General features: G+C 46.5%; 18 protein-coding genes. 6 read left to right on the plus strand and 12 right to left on the minus strand.

Annotated elements, in window-relative coordinates; genetic code table 11:
* Nucleotides 1-23: 23 nt before the first annotated feature.
* Both K4039_RS19645 and K4039_RS19650 read right to left on the minus strand, forming a co-directional pair.
* On the minus strand, nucleotides 24-1,844 hold the full coding sequence (locus tag K4039_RS19645) for a DUF389 domain-containing protein (protein WP_265237718.1): 1,821 nt from the start codon (nucleotides 1,842-1,844) through the stop codon (nucleotides 24-26).
* A 525-nt stretch (nucleotides 1,845-2,369) separates the two neighbouring features.
* Nucleotides 2,370-3,836, minus strand: coding sequence for a glycoside hydrolase family 13 protein (locus tag K4039_RS19650; RefSeq protein ID WP_265237719.1), 1,467 nt, complete (start codon nucleotides 3,834-3,836; stop codon nucleotides 2,370-2,372).
* Between the two features lie 62 nt (nucleotides 3,837-3,898).
* Between K4039_RS19650 and K4039_RS19655 the strand changes: the two genes are divergently transcribed.
* The 5 genes from K4039_RS19655 to K4039_RS19675 all read left to right on the plus strand — a co-directional run bounded on the left by K4039_RS19655 (nucleotide 3,899) and on the right by K4039_RS19675 (nucleotide 8,638).
* The gene (locus tag K4039_RS19655; RefSeq protein ID WP_265237720.1) at nucleotides 3,899-4,036 is read left to right on the plus strand and encodes a hypothetical protein; all 138 of its coding nucleotides are present in this window, start codon (nucleotides 3,899-3,901) and stop codon (nucleotides 4,034-4,036) included.
* Between the two features lie 975 nt (nucleotides 4,037-5,011).
* Complete coding sequence (locus K4039_RS19660; RefSeq protein WP_265237722.1) at nucleotides 5,012-6,301, plus strand: glucose-1-phosphate adenylyltransferase; 1,290 nt, start codon at nucleotides 5,012-5,014, stop codon at nucleotides 6,299-6,301.
* A gap of 801 nt (nucleotides 6,302-7,102) precedes the next feature.
* Nucleotides 7,103-7,387: a hypothetical protein gene (locus K4039_RS19665; RefSeq protein ID WP_265237723.1), complete on the plus strand. Its 285-nt coding sequence runs from the start codon at nucleotides 7,103-7,105 to the stop codon at nucleotides 7,385-7,387.
* Nucleotides 7,374-7,526 carry a hypothetical protein gene (locus K4039_RS19670; RefSeq protein ID WP_265237724.1) on the plus strand — a complete coding sequence of 51 codons (153 nt, stop codon included), beginning with the start codon at nucleotides 7,374-7,376 and terminating at the stop codon, nucleotides 7,524-7,526. Before K4039_RS19665 ends, K4039_RS19670 begins: the two co-directional genes overlap by 14 nt.
* 95 nt (nucleotides 7,527-7,621) lie before the next feature.
* The gene (locus K4039_RS19675; RefSeq protein ID WP_265237725.1) at nucleotides 7,622-8,638 is read left to right on the plus strand and encodes a J domain-containing protein; all 1,017 of its coding nucleotides are present in this window, start codon (nucleotides 7,622-7,624) and stop codon (nucleotides 8,636-8,638) included.
* Between the two features lie 162 nt (nucleotides 8,639-8,800).
* Here the strand turns inward: K4039_RS19675 and K4039_RS19680 are convergent, their stop codons facing one another.
* The 6 genes from K4039_RS19680 to psb35 all read right to left on the minus strand — a co-directional run bounded on the left by K4039_RS19680 (nucleotide 8,801) and on the right by psb35 (nucleotide 13,843).
* Nucleotides 8,801-9,076 (minus strand): DUF1816 domain-containing protein, encoded by a 276-nt coding sequence (locus tag K4039_RS19680; protein WP_265237727.1) that lies wholly within the window; start codon nucleotides 9,074-9,076, stop codon nucleotides 8,801-8,803.
* Nucleotides 9,077-9,449: 373 nt separating this feature from the next.
* Nucleotides 9,450-9,737: a DUF1816 domain-containing protein gene (locus K4039_RS19685; RefSeq protein WP_265237729.1), complete on the minus strand. Its 288-nt coding sequence runs from the start codon at nucleotides 9,735-9,737 to the stop codon at nucleotides 9,450-9,452.
* Nucleotides 9,738-9,973: 236 nt separating this feature from the next.
* Complete coding sequence (locus K4039_RS19690) at nucleotides 9,974-10,729, minus strand: DUF2993 domain-containing protein (RefSeq protein ID WP_265237731.1); 756 nt, start codon at nucleotides 10,727-10,729, stop codon at nucleotides 9,974-9,976.
* 127 nt (nucleotides 10,730-10,856) lie between these two features.
* On the minus strand, nucleotides 10,857-11,450 hold the full coding sequence (locus tag K4039_RS19695; RefSeq protein ID WP_265237733.1) for a pentapeptide repeat-containing protein: 594 nt from the start codon (nucleotides 11,448-11,450) through the stop codon (nucleotides 10,857-10,859).
* A 94-nt stretch (nucleotides 11,451-11,544) separates the two neighbouring features.
* Entirely contained in the window at nucleotides 11,545-12,960 is a 1,416-nt protein-coding gene (locus K4039_RS19700) for an HD domain-containing phosphohydrolase (RefSeq protein WP_265237735.1), read from the minus strand.
* A gap of 688 nt (nucleotides 12,961-13,648) precedes the next feature.
* Nucleotides 13,649-13,843 carry a photosystem II assembly protein Psb35 gene (psb35, locus tag K4039_RS19705; RefSeq protein WP_265237737.1) on the minus strand — a complete coding sequence of 65 codons (195 nt, stop codon included), beginning with the start codon at nucleotides 13,841-13,843 and terminating at the stop codon, nucleotides 13,649-13,651.
* Between the two features lie 135 nt (nucleotides 13,844-13,978).
* On the opposite strand from psb35, the gene K4039_RS19710 reads away from it, so the two are divergent.
* Nucleotides 13,979-17,050, plus strand: a complete 3,072-nt coding sequence (locus K4039_RS19710; RefSeq protein ID WP_265237739.1) for a glycerol-3-phosphate acyltransferase — start codon at nucleotides 13,979-13,981, stop codon at nucleotides 17,048-17,050.
* Nucleotides 17,051-17,207: 157 nt separating this feature from the next.
* On the opposite strand, the gene K4039_RS19715 is transcribed toward K4039_RS19710, so the two are convergent.
* From K4039_RS19715 to K4039_RS19730, 4 genes are all read right to left on the minus strand, one after another.
* Nucleotides 17,208-18,935, minus strand: coding sequence for a phosphatase PAP2 family protein (locus K4039_RS19715; protein WP_265237740.1), 1,728 nt, complete (start codon nucleotides 18,933-18,935; stop codon nucleotides 17,208-17,210).
* 337 nt (nucleotides 18,936-19,272) lie between these two features.
* Nucleotides 19,273-20,493 carry an ABC transporter permease gene (locus K4039_RS19720; protein WP_265237742.1) on the minus strand — a complete coding sequence of 407 codons (1,221 nt, stop codon included), beginning with the start codon at nucleotides 20,491-20,493 and terminating at the stop codon, nucleotides 19,273-19,275.
* The gene (locus K4039_RS19725) at nucleotides 20,480-20,686 is read right to left on the minus strand and encodes a hypothetical protein (protein WP_265237744.1); all 207 of its coding nucleotides are present in this window, start codon (nucleotides 20,684-20,686) and stop codon (nucleotides 20,480-20,482) included. Before K4039_RS19725 ends, K4039_RS19720 begins: the two co-directional genes overlap by 14 nt.
* Nucleotides 20,664-21,881: an ABC transporter permease gene (locus K4039_RS19730; RefSeq protein WP_265237746.1), complete on the minus strand. Its 1,218-nt coding sequence runs from the start codon at nucleotides 21,879-21,881 to the stop codon at nucleotides 20,664-20,666. The genes K4039_RS19725 and K4039_RS19730 overlap by 23 nt, the downstream gene beginning before the upstream one ends.
* Nucleotides 21,882-22,189: the final 308 nt, after the last annotated feature.

Genomic DNA, 22,189 nt, shown 5'->3' on the forward strand with positions numbered 1-22,189 from the left:
TTCGACACCAGTGTTAAAAACATTCAGCGCGTCAATTCTCCTTCGACTGAATCCTGCTGAACAGAAGGTGAGGAATTTTGGGGCGTTTTTTGGAGAACTGTTTTCAACTGGACAATTGGTTGAGTTGCAGTTGCAGTTTTAGTAATATAGCGATCGGGCTTAATTTGCCATTTTGTTTGCAAATAATTGCGAACCGCCACCGATCGCCCGATCGCCGGCGTTCCAACTTCCGAGGGCGCTTGGCCGGAACTCATTTCAATCTGCAATTTAGGATTTTGCTGTACCGTCTTACCCAGTCGATCGAGCAATTGAACTTGATTTGCTGCAATTTGAGCTTGATTTAGCGCAAAAGTAACCGTTCCAGCGATCGGCGCAATCCGATTGAAATTGACCTCCGCTGTCGGGTAATTTAATTGACTGCGGATATCCTCCACCAGCAGCGCTTGGCCGTCGCGATCGAGATCCCGCGGACTAAAGTAAGCAATCTGAATCCTTAACGGCGTCACCTGGCTCGTAATCGCCTGATAACTGATCAATTGAGCCGGGAGAGGCAAAATCAGAGAATCAAGGGCAGACTCCACAGCGTTCAAAAAACTCGATTGCAATTGGGCAACCGTCGGAGGAGGCTCCGGCTTGATTGTTTTTTCAGAAACCTTTGTTGCTAACAGCTCGCTAGAAGCTATAGGAATTTGAATCAGATTCAGAGAAATTGACTCCAACGGCCTCCCCAGCTTCGCTGACAGCAATTGCTTGTATTGCTCTCGTTCCGCTTCCGTGTAAACCTGGCTAGTAACCACCTGAAGTTGAGCGACCAATTTACGCTTTTGTTCTCGAAACGAAAGTTGACTGATGTACGATCGCACTTTGCCATCAGCAAAGTTACCAAAGTTTTTTTGCCAGATTTCTGTAGCGTTATTACGCAGTTGATTTTCTTGCTGCTTGCGAGAGATTTCGTCGCTAAGTTGATTGTAAGATTGATATAGAGGAATCGAAGTCAATGAAATAGTCATCAAAATCAGCAGCAGGCGACTTGGCAAACTACCGATGCGCTTCAATCGTTCCGACGCCGGAATTCGAGCGACCAACGACTGCATCCAAATGCTTTCTCCATTGGTTTCCCGCCACAAACGCACTCGCTCGCGCACCGGAAAACTATCAATGTGCAGAACCAAAAACACCAGCATCGCCATAAACGTAATAGCGACTAAGTTGGTAAAAAACAGCAGCCCTCCCCCCCGCGCCACCGCCAACCCGCTTCCAGGACTCACACTCACCGCCGTTGCAATACCATAACCCACAACACAAAGCGGCGGCATCAGCGCCACTGCGATCGAAACCCCCGGAATAGACGTAACAACCCCCTTAGCCTCCTTGCAAATAGCCACCGCCCCCACAGCCCCAGAAAACAGCGCAATCACTAAATCCAGCAAATTTGGCTGAGTTCTCGCCAGAATTTCGTCGGTCATTTCCTGAAATGGCAAAATCAATACCAACACAACCGCAAAGGAAATAGCTAGCCCGCAGCTCAAAATTAAATTAACAAGAGCCCGCAGCGCCAAAATCGCATCCCCAGCAGCCAAAGCCAGCCCGTTTGCCAAAATACTCCCCATTAAAGGTGAAATCAGCATCGCGCCAATGATGACGGCCGGACTATTCAACACCAGTCCCAGGGTAGCAATCCCAGCAGAAAATAACACTTGAATCCAATAGCTGGCATCTGTCAGCGTCACCGATTGAGCAATGTCCAAATAGACTTGTTCTTTGCGAAGGGTGCTCACCCCTAAATTCTGAGCAAACCAGCGTCTCAACCGAGAGAACTGCGCTAATATCTTTAGGCGCTGCATTACATATCCTGAGAAAACAATAGATATTTTTCAATAACCTAGTGTAGTGCATTGATGCCTGTCTTTGTGGTGGGAGCATCAACAAGAGGCAGTTTGTGTAGGTTGGGTTGAGAGGAACTGAGATATTGCACTATTTTCAATAAACTTATAAAAACCGGGAATAAGACCAAATATCTAAGTTTTTATCCTAAATTTTTAATCCTATTTCCAGTTTTTGTTTGTTGTGCAAGATGTCATATCGTTTCCGGTTGCATCGCAATTATTCGCCAAAATGAGGAGACGGCAGTGCCGTGTCCCTACAAGATTATTTTGGGTAGGGACACGGCATTGCCGTCTCCTCCATATCATTCCGTTGTTACCGGAATTGATATCAGGAGAAACGAATCCTACGTTTCACTTTGCCCAGCAATCTCATCAATCAGAAATCTTGGATCAATATCAGAAACCGGGTTTTTAACTTCAATATTTGGTTTTCCATAAATTAGGTCAAAAACCCGGTTTCTTTGGTTTCAAATGTCTAAAGCACTAATTAGCTGAACCGAGAATTAAACCCGATCGCGCCGGCAGACTCAATTCTAACTGCCGAGTTTCCCCTTCACCTTTCCAAACAAATTCTCCTTTACCGAACAGCAATTTCTCGTGAGGAGATTTCAAACTGGGAGTCTCAAAACTCAGCTTTACCTCTTGAGTTGCCACATTCACAGCCACAATTATTTCCTCATCCTCCAAAATTCGGGCAAAAACGTAAACCGTGCCTTCAGCAAACAGAATTTTGTAAGTCCCAGTGCGGAGGGCGGCGTATTTGTGGCGCAAAGCTATCAACTGCTTGTGATAGTCTAAAACATCAAGTTCCCAGTGAGCATTTAAGGGAAAACTGCGGCGAGAATCAGGATCTAAAGCACCGGGTAAACCAACTTCATCACCGTAATAAATGCTGGGAGCTCCGGGATAAGTTAACAGCAGCAAAGTCGCAATTTCTACACTAGCTCGATCGTCTCCAGAAATTGACAGCAACCTCGCAGTATCGTGACTGGCCAACAAATTTAGTTGAGTTAGCTGTATTTCCCACGGATATAATTCCAAAACTTCCTGAATCTTCTCGCCGTACTGCTTGGCAAACAGCGCCGGATAGGGGTAATAAGAGCGACCTTCTAATTGGTTCAGATCTACTCGATCGCCGGCAGCAAAAGCAATAGTCGGCGCAGCAAACAGATAATTCATCACTCCGTCAAATTGACTGCCGTCGAGCCATTCTCTGGCATCTTCCCAAACTTCGCCGACAATGTAAGCTTCAGGATTAACCGCTTTCACTCGATCGCGAAATTCCTGCCAAAATCCCTCTGTTTTAATTTCAAAAGGAACGTCCAGCCGCCAGCCGTCAACGCCGAATTTAATCCAATATTCGGCGATTTCCATGATATATTCTCGCACTTCAGGATTGTCGTGATTGAATACAGGTAGCGCTCGATTGCCGTCCCAACCGGCATAATTAGCTGGGAAATTGCCGTCGTAGGCGGATAGCGGCCAGCCTTCAATTTGAAACCAATCGAGCCAAGGAGAATGGGGCCCGTTTTCCAGGATGTCGTGAAAGAAGAAAAAGCCGCGGCTGGCGTGGTTGAATACGCCGTCGAGGACGATTTTGATGTCGCGAGCGTGGGCGGCGTCTAGAAGCTCTTTAAATGCTGGATTCCCGCCCAACACTGGATCGACTTGATAGTAGTCGTGGGTGTGGTAGCGGTGATTGCTCGCTGACTGAAATATCGGGGTGAAATAGATCGCGTTTATGCCTAAGTCTTGCAAGTAGTCTAGCTGTTCCATAACGCCCCACAAGTCGCCGCCCTTGTAGCCTTGGAGGGTGGGGGATTCGTGCCATTCTTCCCACATGAAGTTTTGCAGCAGGCGTTTGCGGGGCTGTTTGCTTTTTGCGAAGCGATCGGGGAATATTTGGTAGAATACGGCGTGTTTAACCCAGTCTGGCGTTTGGATTTGCATACAATTTTCCTGTCTTTTACGGCTTAGGCTACAGTATCAGAGGTTTCTAGTGGATCTAGCTTTTGGTAGAGAATAGACACGGCTTGTCAAGTTTGGTCGATCGACCGATCGCCAAATATCACACAAATTTGCAGTCTATCCAAAATTTAAAACAGATTCTACCCTATAACTCGATCGTCGCGACGGGTGGCGCTTCCTGACTGCTGTGGAGTTGGACTCGCCTGTGAGAAGAGGAGCGCCAGCAAAAACCACGGGATCAAACTCAAGCATAACAAGAGCGCTCTTGACAAAGTGCGATCGGTCTACAACAAAAACAATAAGTGCGATCGAGGCTCGATCGAGAAATTGACCGAAGAGCGGGGCGCCGTGCCCCCGCATTCATGCGTGGGGTCGAGCCTGCTGCGACTTCAGTCGCCGTTGAGAGCAATGCCACGGCTTTAGCCGCATTGTGCGCTACAAATTGGCACTTTATGTTAAAATAATATTGGCGTAAAATACCCCCTCTAGGCTCAAGACACGTTGAAACAGCAAGGCGTGAGAGCAGGCGTAGAGAAAGCTGCAAGGGCAATGGTGAAAGTCCAACCTGGAAGCAAAAACAAACCAATTCATTTTCATTTACTCAGTCGCGGAAGGACATTCCGAGACTTAAAACGGACGTGGAGGCGATGTCAGACTACTTTTAAACGTAGCAATCTCCGATGAATCGTCAACCCCATTCGGCGACCATTCTCCTATTTATATGTTGTGGCGTCGTGAGGAATCCCCGTGGCTTTAGCCCTGGGGAGGATGTCAAATAACGGGGAATTAACCCAGACAACTTGTAATTAACAACCAAAACCCCGAACCTTATTCTTTCAATAAACTGCCCTTAATTTATTGATGAGTATTTTAACTCACAACTCAAAACTTTTTTAAATATCCATTATTCCTTGATGAGTATTTTAACTCAAAACTCAAAACTCATAACTCCAGTCCCAGAAGCACTCCAACTCTGATCAACCTGGTTTTTTAAGTTTTGTTGAGGGTTTGAACGAAGTATTTGGATTAAACAACCCGGTTTCTGCGCAAGCGACTGAACTCCTCACTCAAAACTTCCTCCTTCCCCCCCTTGTCAAGAAGCCCTCACCATCGGACACTGGACTTGGAGAGTTAATAGATCCTAGGGAGAAAGTTCCTTGAAAAGAGTCTTAGCCATCATCCTCGGTGGCGGTGTCGGCACCCGCCTTTACCCCCTAACCAAACTGCGAGCCAAACCCGCAGTTCCCCTCGCAGGCAAATATCGCCTCATCGATATTCCTGTCAGCAACTGCATCAACTCCGAAATAGTCAAAATCTACGTTCTCACCCAGTTCAACTCGGCATCCCTCAACCGCCACATCTCTCGTACCTACCAGTTTTCTGGCTTTACCGAGGGATTTGTCGAAGTGCTCGCCGCCCAGCAAACCCAGGAAAACCCCAACTGGTTTCAAGGGACAGCAGACGCAGTTCGCCAATATCTCTCGCTGCTAGAACAGTGGGATGTTGACGAATACTTGATTCTTTCAGGCGACCACCTCTACCGCATGGACTACGAGAAGTTTGTGAAGAGACACCGAGAAACCAACGCCGATATCACTCTCTCGGTTTTACCAATGGACGAGAAGCGGGCCTCGGATTTTGGTTTGACAAAAATCGACGACAACGGCCGCATTACTTCTTTCAGCGAAAAGCCAAAAGGCGATGCGCTCAAACAAATGCAGGTGGATACTACTAAACTGGGACTGACAGCGCAGCAGGCTCAAGAAAATCCTTACATTGCTTCGATGGGGATTTATGTCTTCAAAAAAGAAGTTTTGATTAAACTCCTGAAAGAATCTCCAAACCAAACTGATTTTGGTAAAGAGATTATTCCGAATTCTTCAAAAAATCATAACGTTCAAGCTTATTTGTTTGACGATTACTGGGAAGATATCGGAACCATTGAGGCTTTTTACGATGCTAACTTGGCGCTGACAAAACAGCCTAAGCCTCCTTTCAGTTTCTACGATGAAAAGGCGCCGATTTACACTCGCCCGCGTTTCTTGCCGCCAACTAAGCTTTTGGATACTCACATCACCGAATCGATTATTGCTGAAGGCTGCATTCTCAAGCAGTGCCGCATCGACCATTCTGTGTTGGGAGTTCGATCGCGCATTGAAGCTGGATGTACGATTCAAGATACCCTGGTTATGGGTGCTGACTTCTACGAACCAGACGCTGAACGGCATTCGAGTTTAGACAATGGCGGAGTTCCCCTCGGTATCGGCCCAGATACTACAATTCGCCGCGCGATTGTGGATAAAAATGCCCGCATCGGCCGCAATGTTCAAATCATTAATAAAGACCGAGTGGAAGAAGCTAACCGCGAAAACCAAGGTTTTTATATCCGCAGCGGCATTGTCGTAGTCCTGAAAAATGCCACGATTCTTGATGGAACTATCATTTAGTTATTAGTCATTCGTCATTAGTTGTCAGTCATTAGTTTTTTAAGTTAAAATCTGTTACCTGCTTTTCAAGTGACTGATGATAAATAACTAAATTAGTGGCAGATTACCGATGACTGATGACTGATGACTGATGACTGATGACGCAATTATTTTTTGAGTTCATTAAGCTGTCGCGCATTTGAATGGTATATTTGGAACGGCGTCGGAGCAACGTACCACAAGAGTTTTATTAATTTTTCACACACAATTTAAATGTAGAACAGCTTATTAATGGCAACTTCTGGTGCAAGGCTGTCGAAATACTTGGCTTTATTCAAACTCAGGCGCATTAATAAGGGACAGTCTCTGTTACGGTCTGCGGTGATACAGATATGTTCGATCGCCTGCGTCGGGCCGATAGCTTCTGATTATTGTATTTGCGATCGTAGCACGACTGACAAATGCGCTGCCCGTTTCTGAGTACAACACAACTCTCGGAATTTTCTTTCCAATCGTCGCAGCAGCCGCAAGGCCAACTTAGCAAATAATTCATGGTAGCTGCACTCTCGTAACGTTAATAACTTATTGAGCTACCATCCTATCTTAATTTTTCTAAAAGTGTGTGTTCTAGTTAACAAAAAGCAGAGAGATTATGTTATATTTTTGTGACATAAATCTATGCAGAGGCTTTCAAAATAAATAGTATAGCACCAGTCTGGGGAGGAAAAGATATCTCGAAGGGTTGTTGAATTACTGCGCACTTTAGGGTATAATTGAGTCAAAATTTAGGTAGCAGATTGGACTGGAGTTGCTGATGAGAACGTGCTAGGATTTGCATTGGGTGAAAAGCTAGAGAAGAAAAGTTCGATCGCACCGCGCACCCCAAAAAAAGATCGATCGCCAGGGCCAGTCAACCCAACGGGCGATCGCACAACCGCAGCAGCTTTCTCCGGCCCGCCTCAACTCTCATCTAATCTCGCAGCCACACCAAAATCGCGAAGACGCACAACTCGTCAAAATCTCCAACAGCAGCGGGGTGCGGAAATTGCGATGTCCCGCAAAGCAACAACCGAACTCGATCGAGTCCAAACCTTTGATAACCTATAATTTGAAGAAGGAAGAAGGAAGAAGGAAGAGGGAAGAGGGAAGAAGGAAGAGGTGCAACGCGAGAACGTCCTTACTGTCGGGTGCGGTTGCTATAATTCGCCATCCTGCTAATTTGGGATTTATTCTTTCTAACAACTAACAACTAACAACTAACAACTAACAACTAGCAACTAACAACTAACAACTAACAACTAACAACTAACAACTAATAACTAATAAAGAGAGGATTACTTAATGGCTGCAACAGATTTTAAAGACTATTACGCTATTTTGGGACTCAACAAAACCACCAGCGCTGATGAAATTAAAAAAACTTTCCGCAAACTAGCCCGCAAATATCACCCGGATATGAATCCAGGGAACAAAGAAGCCGAAGCTCGTTTTAAAGAAGTAAACGAAGCTTACGAAGTGCTTTCCGACCCAGAAAAACGCCAAAAATACGACCAATACGGTCAATACTGGAAGCAAGCGGCTGCAACTCCCAGCGGATGGCCAGGAGGGGGCGCCACGAATGTAGACTTTGGTGGTGTTGACTTCAGCCAGTACGGTAGTTTTGACGAATTTATCAATGCCTTGCTGGGGCGCGCGGCCAGTGGTGCGGGTGGTAGTAGTAGCCGTAGCAGCAAGTGGAATTATAGCAACCAGCGCACCAGCGCCGGCGGGCCGACCGGTTTTGGCGGATTTGAAGATTTTGCGGGGTACGAAAACCGCAGCGCAGGGGGCACTCGCGACACTGAGGTGACGATTTCCCTGACTCTGGGGGAAGCATTTCGGGGAACTTCCAAGCGAGTCGCCACGGGCGAAGTTTCGATTCCTGCGGGAGTGAAAACTGGCAGCAAAATTCGGGTAAAAGGTAAAGGTCAAGTTGACCCGTACACGAAGCAGCAGGGAGATTTGTACTTAAAGTTAGAAGTTTTACCCCACGCTTTCTTCCAGTTTGAGGGAGAAAATTTGGTCTGCGAAGTGCCGATAACTCCCGATGAAGCGGTGTTGGGAGCTTCGATTGAAGTGCCGGCGCCTGAAGGTATGATAACTGTAAAATTTCCAGCCGGGATGCGATCGGGTCAGTCTTTGCGGTTGCGCGGGAAAGGATGGCCGAAACCGAAGAAGGATGAACGGACTGATTTGTTGGTCAAAATTGCGATCGTCCCGCCGAAAGAACTCACCGCTGAGGAACGAGAGTTTTACGAGAAAATCAAAGCCAATCGTACTTTTAATCCTCGCAGTAATCTCAACCAAATGCTCCCTTGAAAAAACTTGCATTTACCGGGCGCAAATAATACCAGTTCTTAAAAATTTTAAAGGGACACAACCATGCTGTGTCCCTCCTGTATGAAAGCGCGATCTCATTTGAAAAAAAACCTGTTAACAAGTCAAATTTTATTCGCCCGTAATTGGCAGTTTCCCAACTTCTCAAGACTCTTCGCTAGCTCTTAGCTGAGTAGGTTGGCTACCTTGTTTGATGTTGATGCTAATTTTTTTAGCTCCTTTGTTCTCCAGGTCTCGGATGTAGCCGTTCGACCTGTTAGAAGCTTCCTGTCTGCTGTCATAGGGGCCAAAGTAATAGGTACGCTTTGGCGAATCTGTATCAACTTCTACCCACCATTCGCTAGGTCGAGTGCTGCTAGCAGGTTGAGTTAGCACCCAAAATGCCGTGAAAAACATACCGAACATAGAGAGCTCAAACATATTTACCTCTGGGAAGATTTAAGTAGTTTTTACTGTTCTATCTCAATTTATCAACGCAACGGGATCGATCGGATCGTACTCTGTGCTGATTTAGCCCTGGTAATTTTTGACAGTTAATTCTGCTTACAATCAGCATTTTGGTGGAGAAGAAGCCGACTTTTAAACCACCACTACAAATACAAAGTCCGCACGGTAAGGACTAGGACAAGATGATGCTTAATATTATTGTTGAGGCTTCAGTTAATGAAAAACTAACACAGAACTTACGCACTCTTGACGCTCAGAAACCAGGTTGTTTAACCGATACCCCTCGCGATAGACGGAGTATTTTCGTCAAAAAACGCGGTTTCTGTGGTCAGGAATATCAAAATTCTTAAGCAGCGACACCTTCTGAGAATTCATCACAAATGGTGAGCTCGGAAGGCTGACACCGTTTGATGCGGATGCTAACCCTTTTGGCTCCTTCGCTTTCCAAGTCTTCGATGTAGCCCGGAGTATTGCTGGAAGCTTCTTTCTCGGTGTCGAAGGGGCCAAAATAGTAGGTACAGTGGGGCAAATCGGTGACAATTTCTACCCACCATTTCTCAGACCCGCTGTGGCTGGGTCTAGCAAGCACGGACAAAACTGCTACGTAGATACAAAACAAATAAAATCCGAGCATCTTTATTCTTGAGGGGTGATTTAATCGATCGTTTAAATGTATCAAAATAATTTGCCAGATCGAATCAACCTCAGTGCTGATTTTGAGTCGATCGACGTTAGATGTTAGATTTTAGATCTGAAATTTTTCCTCCAATCTAAAATCCAAAGCAAAACCCGCATCCGCGGGTTGTTTGCTAACTAAAAAATTTTCTCTTTCCCAACTAGATTGTTGGGCAAAGCTGAGCAGGCTGAGGCTTAACGCTTGCCTTTGGGGAACTGTTCGATGCCAGCCCAACCGTAAAAAACTAGCTCGTCGTTTTGAACTCGGCAGCGGTCTACTCGCAGTTGAGTGCCTTCTAAGGCAAATTTGTCTAAGTCTAGCAGGTTATTTACGTGGGCAATTATAGCTTGACCCAAGTCTACTGCTTGCTGGTCGCCTCCGTATGTAACGCTGACAAATTGGATTTTGCGTCGGTCTTCTACTTGCAATTGAGCTGTAATATCTATGTTGACGGGTTCGCTGGCATCGCCTACGGCAATTTCAGACTGAAGCCGAATTGATTTGTCTGTTCCGAAGCTGACTTCTGTGTTTTGAAAGTGCAAAGATTGCTCTTGGTATTTCAGCTTCTGGAGTTTTTCAACTACAAAAGGTGTGTTGAATGAGGTGGTTAAATCCGATCGACTTAAAACTACTCGCATATTTGCCTGGGTAGGCTGCCGCAATTTCACGCTTCCTGCAAAAATCGCCCCAAAATCAATGGAGAGTGCTTGCAGGTAGAGTTCCATCACTTCTATGCGAAGGCCGTTGTACATCAACATACCTTTGCCAATGAAGTCGAAACCGTCGATGCTTCCCTGCAAGAGTTTGGCTACTGGTTCGACTCGGATGTTGGCTTCGGCCTTTTCCGAACTTTTGAATAAGGCCGCGATCGCAGCTCCTGCTACTTTGCTGACAAGGCGATCGCCATTTTGACCTTGAAAGGATGTACCGCTAAACAAAGCTGCTACCATTTATGCGTTTGCTGATCTACAGTCGCCATTATAACCTCCCATTAAGAAATGTTAAAATAGCTTGTGCTTATTCACTTTATAAGGTGATGTTATTTTGGGTATGCCTAGAAAGGAATATTTTTGAAATTTAAGGGTTCAGGGGAGTGCCTTGGAGACAGGCGCGATCGAGCAACGCTCCATCCCAAAGGGTTTGTTCGATCGCAGCACAGAGCAAATTAGCCCCCGTTAGGTTAGCGCCGCGCAGTACGGCTCCATTCAAGATGGCTTCTTCCAAGTCAGCGCCGGACAAATCAGCACCGGACAAATTAGCATGGCTCAAATCGGCGGATTGCAAAATTGCCCTAGCCAAAGCTGCGCCCCGCAAATCTGCCCCGCGCAAATCGACACCGCTCAAATCCAAATTGCCGATCGAAGCGCCTGTCAAAAAAGCACCGCCAAAACTTGCCTCGCGCACTAAAGCATTAGCAAAAGAAGCTCCGCGCAAATCGGCATTCCGAAAATCTGCGCCCCGCAAATCTGCACCACTCAAGTCAGCGCCGCGGAGGTTTGCTCGCAGTACCGCCCGCTGCAAGTTAGCGCCCGCGAGATTAGCTCCTGCTAAGTTGGCTTGAGACAAGTCGGCGCCGGCGAGATTGGCTCCCGCTAAGTCTGTGCCGGCTAAATCTCTGCCGGCCAACATGAGAATTTTGCCTTTGCGTATGGCTTCGAGGTCGTTAGTCATTAGTCAGTTGTCAGTTGTGGGTTGTCAGTTGTTGGTTAACAGTCAACAGTCAACAGTCAACAGTCAACAGTCAACAGTCAACAGTCCAGTGATACTATAATGCCGGGACGGCGGCGGTCGTTCGATCGCCCGATTCTTCCAACCAGACATTCGGCAATTGGCTGGGGCGGCTCGGTAACTCCATCAAACCCATTTCTGTGAGTCTGACGACGTTACTGAGAGTTTCCACCAAAGCCGGATCGAAACGAGTACCAGACTGTTCGCGGCACTGTTCCAAAGCTGCGCTCAAACTTAAAGCCTGACGATCGCCCCGCGGTTGAGTCAGTTCTTGATAATAAGCTACCAATCCCAAAATCCGCGATGCTATAGGTATTTCTTCGCCTCGCAAACCTTCGGGTCTGCCGCTGCCGTCCCATTTTTCGAGTTCGTGCTTGACAATTTCGGCTACTGGTGCTATCTCCGGCATTGCTTGCAAAAGTTGGCAACCGATGAAACTGCGATCGCGCCAAAATGATAGAGTTGATTGGTCGAATTGATCGGGAGTGCGATCGAATACTTCATTTGGGGCCGAAACCAAGCCGACTCGAAACAGCAATCCGGCCAGCCGCAGCCGGCGCAACTGCAAAGCGGGCAAATCCAGCAATTGACCCAAAGTTTCGGACAGCGCCGCTACCTGCAAAGAAGCTGCGGGATTTGAGCTATCGCGTTCGTCCACGCGCTGGGCCATCCGCAGGAAAGCTTGCAGTTTGTTAGCGTTCAAATTGCGGCTGACGCGCAAAGCTTGACCTTCCAATTCCCACAAATCGCGGGTTTGGCGGTTAATTGCCACCATTTGCTGCTGAGAACTTTGCAGGTAAGTGACGATCCGCGATACTACGCCGCTAATGTCTGCCAAGGGCGGGCCTTTGGTTGCCAAAATGGATTGGTAAATTTCCTGCAAACTGTCGGCTAGGGAAGAATTATAATGTCGTGTTTGTGCTATAAAAATTTCTGCAGACGCCGACACCAAGGACTGGTCAAACGACCACAAACCGTAGAATTTTCGCTCTGTATCAACTTCTGGCTTGCCCTCTGGCAAATATTCTTCGGTGGAAAGTTCGCGACAAAGCACCATTGCTTTATAAGTCGGGGCGAGGATGATTAAATTCCATTCTTGGATGATGGGATCGATCTCATCGAGTTCTATTAAAGATACATTTTCTAATTGACCTGTTTTGTGGGTAGCGAAGCCGCTGTCGGCTACTGCACCGATGACAACCTGTCGAGAAGCCTTAGCAATATCGAAGTAGCGATCGGCTTCTTGCAAATACCATTTTCCCTGCTGAAATGTCACCAATACCAGTGGTTTGAGTGCGAGATCGTCCTCCCCCCCGCTGGTTTGCAAGATGTGGTCTTCTAGGGCGTGACACAGGGCTACTAGGGTGTTTTTGAAGTAAACCCCGTAGCTAGAAGGCAGTTTTCCATCGGGAAGTGTAGCTTGTAGTCTGGCGAGAGTTGATTCTGGATTCATTGCAAAATGCGGTGCCGGCTCTTAACTTATTGTAGCGGGCGATCGGGCTTCTCAAAAATACTTTTGGCCAAAAATCCCTATTTTTGATGGTTTGCCACTCCCAGACTCAGAAAAATCGCTATCTGAATACATCAGCCGCAAACTCAAAAATTTAAAAGTTGCTGCTGACAATAAACGTTAAAACTCTGGATTGCCAGTTTCTGTCAACAAGGAGTTTAGACTTTATGTGCATGAATATTCGATCTGTTAACCGCAGATTTCAAGCGGATAAACACAGATGGACGCAGATAATTGAATCTTGTCTTTGTTGAGTGCAACTCAATTCTGTTTTCTCGTGCGGTGCGTCGATTGGAGATTTTTATACTTGACTCAAAACAGTTTAAAATTTAAATTTTTAAGATTTACTCCACAGACAAATTTGGGAGTTGCAACAAAATTATAAAAATTAGATATTTTCGCGACGGGGTTCGGTGGCACAGTATCGGTTTTTTTGTCGATCGCACAAATAACACTTTTTGAATTCGAGCAATTGTTGGAACTGATGCAGCCTGCTACTTAAGGGTAGAACTCGTGCAAAAAATGGAAAATTCAACCCTTGAAACTGCGGCGCTGCGGCTGGCAATCACAAAGTTTTTTCATTGATGCACAAGTCCTCGGAAATCTTTTTTCAGTCTCAAGAAATTAGATTTTACTTACCTTTGGAATCAGAAACATCAGCAATCAAATCGTCTTTGTCAACTTTCGGAACAAAATCAGGCCGCTCTTTGGATTCCCAGCCGGGGGGACGCTTGGAGTTGTACCACGCAATGGAGCCGATACTAACCGCAGCTACAAATCCAACACCAAGAACTGAGATGGGAATAATTAGGTTGGGTTCTGCCATTAGGTTTAAATCCTTATTTACTTTACTTCTTTATCATTTTAGGTGCTTTGGGCGATCGCGCAATATATCTGAAGGCTGAAAAAGCGAGTGAATTGCAGCCATAATACTTAGACATGGGAATTTGAGGGCTGGTTTATGGTGCTGTTGACAATGGCATTGCTGTTAGCTGCCAGTTTTGCCCTCGGTGCTTTGCCGCTTACTAGCTGGGCGGTGCGACTGTTGGGCGGCGGTGATTTGAGGCGGTTGGGCACGGGGAATGTTGGTGTTTCGGCTGCTTTCATTCACGGCGGGAAATTGGCGGGGATTGCTGCGGTGTTGGCGGAAGTTGGCCGGGGTATTTTGCCGGTTTTGGCGGGCCGATTTTACTTCCCGGATGCACCGGAAATTGCGATCGCCCTGTTGATTCCTCTAGTCGCTGCTAGATATGCGATCGCCGGAGGTGGAGGTGTCACTAATGCCGTTTGGGGTCTTTTGGTATTTTCGCCGCCGGTGGCTGTCTCGTCGGGCATCTGGGGGCTGCTGGTGTGGGGTTTGGCACGGCGGTGGTGGCAAAAGGGCGATCGGGCGAGACTATTTGCTTCCCGCTGCGGCTGTCTGTGCACGCCCATCTGGGTTTGGGTGTGGCGTCAATCTTTGCCGGAATTTTTAGCAGCGGCAGGATTGGGAGTTTTATTAGCAGCGATTAATATCCGTCAGGGTGATGATATGGCTTTATCTAAATCGGAACAATTGTTTTCTCTAGATGACTCGTTGGATGCCGCAATCTGCGGCGATAAAGCGGCTAAGTTGTCTCAGCTAAAACGCGCTGGTTTTAATGTTCCTTCGGGCTGGATTTTGCCATTTTTGAAGGAAGAAGGAAGAGGGAAGAAGGAAGAGGGAAGAAGGAAGAGGGAAGAAGGAAGAGGGAAGAAGGAAGAGGGAAGAAGGAAGAGGGAAGAAGGAAAAGGGAATGAGGAAAATGCCGATCGCCATTCAATCAGTAATTCTGTCATCCAAAACCTCAAAGGAAAAATCCCCAACCGCATAATTGTGCGCTCTTCTGCTGCGGGAGAAGATGGCGATTTTAGTTCCGCCGCCGGACAATATCAAACCATCGGGCCTGTTTTCACTGAAGCAGAATTGCTCGACGGCATTAATTGCTGCCGCCAGTCTTATTGGACTTCCGAAGCTGTGGCTTACCGCCGCCAGCGACAACTCCCCGATACTCAAATGGCTGTCTTGATTCAGCCTTACATTGAAAGCCAAATTGCCGGAGTTATGTTCAGCCGCAATCCTTTAGATGGCGGTTCTCAAATTATTATTGAAGCTCTGCCGGGAGGTGCGGAATCTGTTGTCGGCGGGCAAGTTACTCCGGTTCATTTGGAAGTGGATTTTAGCCAACCTGAAACTTTAGATCAAAATTTAAGCGCCCTAGAATTTAGTTCAATTATTGATAAAAAAAATATCGCAGAATTAGTCAAACAAGCGCAAGCCATCGAAGCCTTTTTTCATGGCATCCCGCAGGATATTGAGTGGAGTTGGGATGGGGAAAAAGTTTGGATTTTGCAAAGCCGCCCGATTACTAATTTGCAGCCGTTTTGGACGCGGACTATTGCGGCAGAAGTGATTCCCGGTGCAATTCGCCCGCTAACTTGGTCGATTAATCGGCCGCTGACTTGCGGGGTTTGGGGAGAAATATTTAAGGTTGTTTTAGGGGAAAGAGCTGCCAATCTAAATTTTAATGAAACAGCAACTTTGCTTGGTTCCCACGCCTATTTTAACGCGACTTTGTTGGGCGAAATTTTTCGGATGATGGGATTGCCGGAGCAGGGTTTGGAATTTTTGCTCAGAGGGCAGAAGATGGGTAAGCCGCCTTTGGGGAAGATTTTGCCCAATTTGCCCGGTTTGTGGCGTTTGTTGCAGCGGGAGCGGGCGCTAAATGCAGATTTTGAGGGCGATCGCACTTCTGTTTTTATCCCCGCACTCCAAAGTCTGGAGAAGTCAGTTGATAGTAGGCAGTTGGCAGTTGATAATAGTAACAATGCCCAATGCCCAATTCCCGATTCCCAATGCCCAATGCCCAATGCCCAATGCCCAATGCCCAATTATCAGTATTTGTCGGAGTTATTGGATAAATCTGAGCAAATTCAGGAGTGGCTGAAGCCGATTACTTACTACAATATATTAGGGCCGATCGGGCTGGCAATTCGCAAATCAATTTTTCGAGTTGACGATGAATGGCTAGACAATGATACTGCTCCTGAAATCGCTTCGGTGCGAGCTTTACAGCAGTTGGCTGAAAAATTGCGAACAAGTGCTATTTTGCAATTGGGCGAAACTGTTTCAACCGCACAGTTAGCACAATTTTTTGCTGAAAATTCGGTTTTACAAGCAAACTTTGAACAGTGGCTTAATACTTACGGATATTTGAGCGAGGTGGGAACGGATATTGCTGTTCCTACTTGGCGGGAACAGCCGGAATTTTACCGAAAGTTGCTGTTAAATCTGGCTCAAAAACCTGCTGTTGCTAATTTGGCAGCAACTGATAAATTAAGCTTGACTTTTGCTCAAAAATGGCGCTTAAATAAATGTCAGGAACGAGCTATAGTCAAAAGCCAAATTAGCGAAATTTACGCTCGTTTGTTGGCTCACCTGCGCTGGACTTTTCTGGAGATTGAAGCCTGCGGGTTGGAAATGCAAGTATTTAAGGAACCGGGGGATATTTTTTATCTGGAATTTGGGGAGATTCAGCAGTGGATTCGCAGCGCTGCAAATGTTTGTTTTCAAGATACGATTAGCCAAAGGCGCGATCGACTGTTGACTGATCGCGATCGCCCGATTCCTCCTGTAGTCTACGGCAATTTACTGCCCAATTCTTCCAAAAGGTCGATCGCACCCGCAACATCAACAACCGCTATCGTGCAGGGAATCCCCGCAAGTATCGGCTGCGTCGAAGGTTTTGTCAAGATTTGCCGGAGTGTCACCACTGAATTAGGCGAAAGTGCGATCGTTGTCGTACCCTACACCGATGCAGGTTGGGCACCGCTATTATTAGGAGCAACAGCAATTATCGCCGAAGTTGGCGGCCAACTCTCTCACGGAGCAATTATCGCTCGCGAGTACAAAATTCCCGCAGTCATGAATGTTGCTGAAGCTACAACGCGCTTTCGAGACGGTCAAAAAGTACGGGTAGACGGATATCTCGGCACTGTAGAATTGCTCGAATAGTAAGTATTGGACGCAAAGCGTGGCTTGACGCGCTACTTGTAGCGGTAAGGTGTGCAATGCTTTTTTCTTTTATTTGCAAAATTAGAGATGCACCCACTTAGAAAATAGAAAATAACAAGTTTTCCATTTTCCATTTCCCGATCGACTCGCCACTGTCCTAAAGTAAGAAATTCTGCACAACATAGTTCCCCAGATTTCTACCAGAACTCAAACCATCTAGGTTAGCAGTCATGAAATGGATGCCTCCGTAAAGGCGGCTCATCCCCGATTCTTCAGCAGCTTGGGCAAAGTTGTCAAAAGTTCGCAAACTGTTGACAGATTTATCTCCCTTGTCCGCAAAGCCGTAATCCGAACCGAATACAGCATTCAGAACAGGCTCTGCCGCACCGCTAAAGGTACTGTGGCCCGACGTGTACTCTGGGAACGGCGGAGTCGTTAGCAGCGGAGTCCACAGGGGGTCGGCTGTCGTGTTGGGGTTGTTGTCTCTGTCAGCTTCGCGGATAGCTGTCACCGGCCGCCACAAATTGTACTTGTACTTGGTATCCCAAGAGACAACAGCAGCATCGGCGAGGGCAAAATTTAGCAGGGCGAACAACCGGGCGTTATCTTCCAGAGAGCTACCCGCCATAGCCGCTGCATCTTGGGCGATTTGGTTCCAGTGGCCCGGAGGCGTAAAAGTACCTGCACCGTTGGCCCAGAAGTTGGCGATCGCAGTTTGATCTGGGGTGCGCGTCAGGCTGTCACTTTTGCCGATTTCTTTGACGAAGTTAACTTCCTCTGCGTATTTGGCGGTGTCAATGGCGAGGGGGCCCTCTGTGCGAAACTGAGGACCGCTAGTCATAACAAAGGGAGTAACGCCGGGCCACTGCGGCGCCAGCCCTACAGCAAAACCGGGGGTAGTCGGCGTCCAGAGACCGGGCTCGGTTGAGGGGATGTACGGCACTTCTGTCTTTGTGCCGTCTGCACTCCGCAAAGCGATAATTTGGTCGGCCACCTGTTGTCCGAGGGCGATGCCGTCTTCTTTAGATTTACCATCAGGAATTTTGGCTAAAGACGATGCGTATGCTTCGTTGAATGTGGCTGCTTGGGCTGGGTAGAGGCTGACTAAGACGCGGAGGGCAGCGGCTGCTGTGGCTGCTTCTGGTGATGTGCCTGCTGGTGCATCGATGCTGATCCGGTAAGGGCTGTATTTTTTGCTGATGGAGTTAACAGAGTCGTAAACGGCTGCCTGAACCATTGCCATGTTGCGGGAGGCTTGGGGAGGCGCGCTGTTGGCTGTCCGCACTGCATTGAGCATGACTCCGTTCCAATCGAGGATCGGGTTTCCCGATAAGTGAGTTGTGAAGTTGTCGCGGTTGACACTGCTGCTGTTGACTGCTGGCAATACTGCTAAATATTCGCCCGTGAGTTTGTCTTGAATTACGGTGCTGTTGCTGTTAGCGTCTGTGCCTTGCTGGATGTTTAAGTCGTTAAATGTCAGGCCGTCTAGCAATTGAATTTTGTCGTTGCCGCTGCCGAAGTCGTTGATGTAGTCGGCTGTTGCTACCGTTGGGCCACCGTTCAATTTCGCGATCGCAAAAATGTCATCGCCGGGGCCGCCGGCCATTGTATCGCTACCCGCGCCGCCGACAATTGTATCGTTGCCAGAGTCGCCCAAAATTAGATCGTTGCCTTTGCCACCCCAGATGATATCCTCGTCTGCGCCGCCGACAATTGTATCGTTGCCTTGGTCGCCGCAGATTTTGTCTTTACCTCGATCGCCTTCAAGAAAGTCATCTCCGCCCTTGGCATAAATTATGTCGTTGCCATCCAAGCCGCTAATTGTGTCTGCTGCTGAAGTTCCTTCGAGAAAGTCGAATTTAGGACTACTGGTAATAGAAGCCATTGGTATTTATGTGATATTTTTCATTAAATTATAGCAAAGAATCATAGCATTGATAAGTGCTCATGTCTGTTTGCTTCTCATTTATATTATTAGACTTTCCGCTTACTACGTAAATACCCGGACTACAACTTTATTGAATCTTTAATATTTCACTCATTTTTATAAAGTTTCCGGATTTATTTGTAATTTCTCATACATGAATTTTGCTCACTATGTACAATCCCACTGGTTTTATTAATATTTAAAGATATATATATCGCGGTTAGAATCAAACTGTAACATTAGGTATTTACTGATCTCGGTATTTACTTAAGTATATTATATGTGTGATTATTAGTTAAGCACTTCTTAATGCTGCGATCGGGTCGAGTTTGGAGGCTTGACGCGCGGGGACAACGCCGAAGAAGAGGCCCACTGTGCCGGACACGCTGACAGCAAGGGCGATCGCCACAGGGGAGATACCAGCTTGCAATGGCGTAAAATTACCTACAAGCAAGATACCGCCGACACCTACGCAAGTACCGACTATCCCTCCTGCAGCCGATAAAATTATAGCTTCGACGATAAATTGAAACAGGATATCTTGTTGGGAAGCCCCGATCGCCTTTCTGAGCCCGATTTCTTGCGTCCGTTCGCTCACAGACACAAGCATAATGTTCATAATCCCAATGCCACCTACCAACAGGGAAATGCTAGCAACAGCAGTTAACATCAGTGTCAGGGCCCCGGAAATCGAGTCCATTGTCGCCATTAAATCTTTCTGATTTCTGACCGTAAAGTCATCTTCTGTGCTAATTTTGTGCCGCAGTCTCAGCAAGTTTTCTACCTGAAATTGAGCCGCATCCATTTTCGACTCATCTTGAATTGAAATAAACAGCGAAGTGACAGCTAAACCGTAGGGAGATTTCCGCCCGACAATGCGGTTGGCCATTGTGGCGATCGGCACAACAGCCGAGTTATCATAATTCGTACCAAAAGATGTGCCTTTGGGCGCGAATACTCCAATTACTTTCATACTGACATTTTTAACTCGCACTTGTTCGCCGAGGGGATTAGCATTGTCAAACAGTTGCTCGGCCAATTCTGAACCGAGCACTACAACTTGATTGTTTTGCTTAACATCGAGTTCAGTCAAAAATCGCCCTTTAGCCATTTCAAAATTTCTGACTGTGAGAAATTCTGGAATCGTGCCAAAAATTAGAGACGAAACATTTTTGTTACTGTAGCGAACAATCTCTGAACTGTTGAGTTCTGCGGAGACACCTTGGACGGAAGGGACTTGAGAGGCGATCGCCTTAGCATCCTCTACTATCAATGTTTGAGGCGCGCTGGCGATCGAACTTCGCCTAGCATTGGGAACTCCTGGCCTCACGATCAATACATTTGTACCAAGGGATTGAACTTGTCCACTTACAAATTTTTGTGCTCCCTCTCCAATACCAATCATCGCAATTACCGAAGCGTTTCCGACAATCATCCCAATCATCGTTAAACTGCTGCGAGTTTTATTTGCTAGCAGTGTTTGGCCAGCCATTTTAACACTTTCAATAAAATTCATAATTTGGGAATTGGGAATTGGGAATTGGGCATCGGGCATCGGGCATTGGGAATTGGGAATTGGGAATTGGGAATTGGGAATTGGGAATTGGGAAAGTTACAAAGTAAAGCCTTCTTCCATCTTCCCTCTTCCTTCTTTCATCTTCCTTCTTCCTTCTTCCTTCTTCCTTCTTAAGCACTTCTGAGTGCCACAATCGGGTCTAATTTCGCAGCTTGTTTTGCAGGTACGATGCCGAAAAATAAGCCAATGCTGCCAGAAACGCCGACTGCAAGGGCGATCGCCACTGGAGACACGCTAGCTTGCAGAGGAGTAAAAGCCGACACCAAAAACACGCCGCCGATACCGAATCCAGTACCGATCGCGCCACCAGCAGCCGACAAAATTACAGCCTCGATCATAAACTGAATTAGAATATCTTGGGGAGAAGCCCCGATCGCCTTTCGCAGTCCAATTTCCTTAGTACGTTCCGTCACAGAAACCAGCATAATATTCATAATCCCGATGCCGCCCACAAACAGCGAAATTGCCGCCACAAAAGCCAACATTAGAGTCAAAGCCCCAGTAATACTGCCCAAAGTCTTCATTAAATCCTTCTGATTTCGGACAGTAAAATCATCTTCTTTCGTAATATTGTGGCGCAATCTGAGCAAATTTTCAATTTGAAATTGCGCCGCCCGCATCAACTTCTCATCTTTCACAGACACAGAAATAAATGTCACCTTAGTACCGTAGGGAGACGAGCGCCCGACAATCCGATTAGCCATCGTTGTCAGCGGCAAATAGACATTCATATCTTGATTGTCGCCAAAACTCGAACCCTTTGACTGCATCACTCCAATCACTTGAAAAGTAGAATTTTTGATCCGAATATATTGACCAATCGGCTGCGTATTGCCAAACAATTGTTCAGCAGCTTCTGAACCTAAAGCAACTACATTTTCCTGTCTTTCTAAATCTAATTTGTTTAAAAATCGACCTTTACCAACATCAAAGCTTCTGACTGTCAGAAATTCGGGAGTAGTTCCGACAATGGAAGATGAAACGTTTTTATTGCGGTAAGTAACGAGTTGACTGTCATTGAGAGTTGGTGCAACTTCTTGGACAGAAGCAACTTGAGAGGCGATCGCATCTGCATCTTCCAACACCAACGTCTGAGGCGGAATCACCGGGCGACTTTGCGCTTCAGGACTTCCGGGAATGATAAACAGCAAATTTGAACCCAGAGAGTTAACTTGTCCCGCAATAAATGTCTGTGCTCCTTCACCGATACCAATCATCGAAATTACAGAAGCATTACCGATGATAATTCCTAACATCGTCAAGCTACTGCGTAACTTATTTGCTGTCAAAGTTGTGACAGCCATTTTGACACTTTCAAAAATATCCATAATTCAATTTTAGTAGTTTGTAGGGTGCGCACTGCGCACCGGTTAAGTTGATCGGATAAGCAATAAGCGCCGGCTGACTAAATTTCAGGAAATCAGGACTGACGACCTAATCATCTTGGGTGCACAATGTCAAAGAAAGTCAATGTGTTAAATCTGAAGCACATAAGAAGCATTAAACCGCTATAGCAATCCTAAATCATTTTCTATGTATAGGTGTATTGATGGATTTTGGGGAAATCAAATTTATGTTCGTTTGTGAAAAACTCAAACAAAAATTTAATTATCTTAAAAGACTTACATAAATACCA

The sequence above is a fragment of the Lyngbya sp. CCAP 1446/10 genome, from assembly GCF_026130175.1.
GTDB lineage: Bacteria > Cyanobacteriota > Cyanobacteriia > Cyanobacteriales > Microcoleaceae > Microcoleus.